Source organism: Gordonibacter sp., assembly GCF_036667095.1.
Lineage (GTDB): Bacteria > Actinomycetota > Coriobacteriia > Coriobacteriales > Eggerthellaceae > Gordonibacter.
Genome location: NZ_JAVWUP010000218.1, coordinates 1 through 3,752, shown reverse-complemented (window position 1 = coordinate 3,752; position 3,752 = coordinate 1). Strand labels below are relative to the sequence as shown.

At 57.5% G+C, this 3,752-nt stretch carries 3 protein-coding genes; 2 read left to right on the top strand and 1 reads right to left on the bottom strand.

Annotation, left to right across the window (positions count from 1 at the left end; all coding sequences use genetic code 11):
• Positions 1-66: 66 nt before the first annotated feature.
• The gene (locus tag RR842_RS12715; RefSeq protein WP_332521767.1) at positions 67-1,359 is read right to left on the bottom strand and encodes a helix-turn-helix transcriptional regulator; all 1,293 of its coding nucleotides are present in this window, start codon (positions 1,357-1,359) and stop codon (positions 67-69) included.
• 415 nt (positions 1,360-1,774) lie between these two features.
• On the opposite strand from RR842_RS12715, the gene RR842_RS12710 reads away from it, so the two are divergent.
• Positions 1,775-3,571 (top strand): FAD-binding protein, encoded by a 1,797-nt coding sequence (locus RR842_RS12710; RefSeq protein WP_332565187.1) that lies wholly within the window; start codon positions 1,775-1,777, stop codon positions 3,569-3,571.
• A 19-nt stretch (positions 3,572-3,590) separates the two neighbouring features.
• Positions 3,591-3,740, top strand: a complete 150-nt coding sequence (locus RR842_RS12705) for a hypothetical protein (RefSeq protein ID WP_332729981.1) — start codon at positions 3,591-3,593, stop codon at positions 3,738-3,740.
• Positions 3,741-3,752 lie beyond the last annotated feature (12 nt).

Here is a 3,752-nt window from a genome sequence, read left to right as displayed (position 1 = left end):
ACAGTACCTACCCTCGATGCAGCACCTGCGCAGATAAGGCAGCAAGATAGCGAACAACCGCAAGGATCACTTGAACCTTCCCGGAACCAGAGCAAACAGCTCCTCGCGGGTATGGATGTCGAGTTTCTTGTAGATGTTGTTGATGTGAGTCTTCGCGGTACCGTGGGCGATGACCATGGCGGCAGCAATCTCGGTAGCCGATTTGTTCTCCAAGAGCAGGCAAAGCACTTCGCGCTCACGGTCGCTCAGCTTGTACACGGTGGCTATACGGGTACTCGTCTCGCTGCTTTCGTAGGCCGTGATATGCGCCAATTGCGGCCGCGACAAATCACGCGAGACTATCTCATCGATGATGCGCATGCCTATCATCGTGCACACTACCATAACCACCACGATAGCGACTTCCAAGGGCATATGGAACCTGTTCGCCAGAGCCTCGTCGGCACCTTGGCCGATAATCTGATCCACTGCGACAAAAAGCTGCCGGCCGGCCAACAATCCAACATAGAAGCTCAGAATTAGGAAGCACGATGCGCGCAACGGCTCCGAATTCTGCTCCCGACAGATGGCGCAATACAGCACGAGCACGAAAACCAGATAGGTGAACAACCCCGCATTGCTCAACACGCTCGGCGATAGGTACAGCGGATTCCTGAACAGCGTCAGCAAAATACCTGCCATAACCATAGGCGCTGCCAGGTAAAAGAGCAGAGATATGCGAATCCTCCGCGAAAACGCTAGCGCCAGCGCGCAGAGCACCAGCGCATAGACAATATTCGTCCAGTCGAAAACATTATGGAACGCCTCCAACGACGTTACACCGGTGGTGTACATGAAACCGAGCCCGAAGAAGAAGGTCACGACCAACAACCACACGGAAGGGCGGGCGGGAACACGCTGCTCGCTTTGAAGGGAGTTCAGTTCCGCCGTACCCCGAAGGCCCTTATACAGCGTCGCATAGGCACATGCAACCGCTATCACAAGGGCGCAGAGCAAACGCGACCCCTCAAGGCCTATGAAAAACCAGCAGAGCATACCCGCCAAGGCAGAGGTAAGCAGAATATAGACCAGGCAAAGCATGCTGTCATGGCAGGAAAATACCTCGAACCACAGTAACAAGCAGGTCATGAAGAAAAACGAGAACAGCAGCATGCCGGCAAGGGGCACCCAGCCCAACGATATGCCGAGCAAGCCCGGCAGCTCTATTGCCACCATGGAGGCAATCCCGCATACCAGCGCGGCCAAGGCAACGACATTTCGCTGCCTGCGCGTAGTCACGAAAAACGTCGCCACGATATAGCACACCAGCACAAAACAGCTGAATACGCAGATGATGTCAGGAAAAGTAGCAGTTCCCATCGCACGTACCAAACCGAATCGAAAATTGAGGTAAAGCTGCAAAGACACACCGAAAGCCGGACCGATCAAATACCAGTAGCTTGCGTAGGCAAGAAAAGACCTCGCAAACGACCTCATCCTGGACGAATGTCCCCCAACCATAGAATCCCCCGCCCCTCGTCGCAATGGCCGACCCTCCCCTGAGCCGCAGCCTCCTCAGATTTTAGAAGAGAAGCCGAAGCTATAGCAAGTGTTTTGAGCTTCAAACTGCGCAGGGCGGTAATTATATATTCGCAGGTCATCTAAGGGGGTTAGGGTAAATAACCCGTCTTTTGGCAAGGTTACATCTATGGTTAGGGGCCTTGCACCCTCTACGATCCTACACAAGGGCCGACGTCCAACACCCCGTCGGCCAGAAAACGGAGGAAGGGGAACCATGGAGGATAAGACCGAGACGACTATCGAAACCAGCAGTGTAGGCAGGAAAGTATCCCGACGCGATTTTCTCGTAGGCGCCGCACTCGCTGGTGTCGGCACGGCAATGGCAGGAGCCATAACCGGCTGCGCAAGCCCGGCACCCAAGGATACGTCCGCCAATAAGACAGCACCCGAGGCAAACGCCGCAGCGGGCGGAGCCGAGTCCACAGCCTCCGGCCAGCCCGCATTCTTGACGGCACCCGACCCCATCCCGGATAGCGAGATCGTCGAAACCGTCGACTGCGACATCGTCATCTGCGGTGCCGGCATCTGCGGCTTGCCCGCAGCCATGTTGGCAGCAGAAAACGGCGCCAAGGTACACGTGCTCGAAAAAGGCAGCTCCTACGGCATCGCGCGCCTTTGCACGGCCGGATTCAATTCTGGCTTGCAAACCAAGCTCAACCTGACAACCGACCGTGAGGAGTTCATCACTTCGACCTGGGCTATCAGCAACGGCGTCCAGGGTCGCATGTCGTCGTACGGCCTCTGGTTCGACAATTCCGGCCCTTACATCGACTGGCTCGAGAGCGTGTTCAACGAGAAGGGTTACCAGCTCATCCCAGCAGCCTCCCTGAAAGACTATAAGATCACCAACGACGGCATCGATATGCCGGGTGCCAGCCCGCTTTGGCAGGCGTTCGCGCAAATGATCTTCTTCGCCGATTCCGAGGGCAAGTTCTTCGCCACTGGAGGCAAGGTGGACTGGACCGGCATCATGGAAGAGTACGCCACCGAGAAGGGAGCGACCTTCCATTACAGCACGCCAGCCGTACAGCTGGTCCTCGATGATAGCGGGCGCTGCACAGGCGTAATCGCCAAGAACGAGTCCGAGGAGTACATCAAGTACAACGCTGCCAAGGGCGTCCTGCTCACCACGGGCGACATGGCGGCCGACCGCGAGATGATGGAGCATTACAACGTCACGCTCGGCAAGATCATCCGCTACAACATCAACACCAACGACACGGGCGACGGCCAGAAGATGGGCATATGGATCGGCGCGGACATGGACGAGTTCGCTTGTGGCGACCTTTGGCCCTTCGCAGCCGTCATGATGGACGGCACCTTGCCCACTACCTTCGACGGCACGCACTTCTATGCTGGCGTAGCCAACCTGCCCATGCTCATGGTCGACGGGGCGGGCCGTCGCCTTATGGCCGAGAACCTTCCGTTCCAGTCGCCTTCCATCCCCAAACTCACCTGCACGCCCGACGGCTGCGCATGGACTATCTGGGACAGCGCATGGGAGTCCAAGGTTCCCCAAGGCGGCTACATGGTCGAGGACTACACGGCTTCCAACACCCAAGAGGAGGTCGACAAGAACGTCGCCAACGGCGTGACCTTCAAGTTCGACACCATCGAGGAGCTCGGGAAGCACTGCGGCTTCGACAAGGACATTTTCGCAGCCTCGTTCAAACGCTACAACGATCTGTGCGCAGGCGGCAAGGACCTTGACTTCTACAAGGACCCCCTGTGGATGACCGCCATCGACACGCCGCCTTTCTACGCCTCCAAGCACTGCTCATCCATGACCTCCACCCGCGGAGGACTCAAGAACGACGAACGCTGCCGCGTACTGGACAAAAAGGGTCTGCCTATTCCCGGCCTCTACGCCGCAGGCAATACCGCTGGCTCCTTCTACGGCAACGTATACCCGCCCAACGTCATGGGTTCCGGCATCGGCCACGGCCAATGCTTCGCCTGGCTGGCCGTCAAGGACATTCTCGGCATGGACTTCATCCATGCGAACATCTAAGAAAGCGAGGACGTCTGCCATGAAAAGCAAGAAGCTGCTTGCAACGCTGCTGGTGGTTTTGGCGCTTGCAACCCCCGCTGGCCTGCTGGGAGGATGCGATCCCCAGCAGTCCAGCAACGGCGAGGCTGGCAAAGCGCCGAACAAGGCTCCGGACCCATTCACTCGCTGAAGCAGGGCTAGC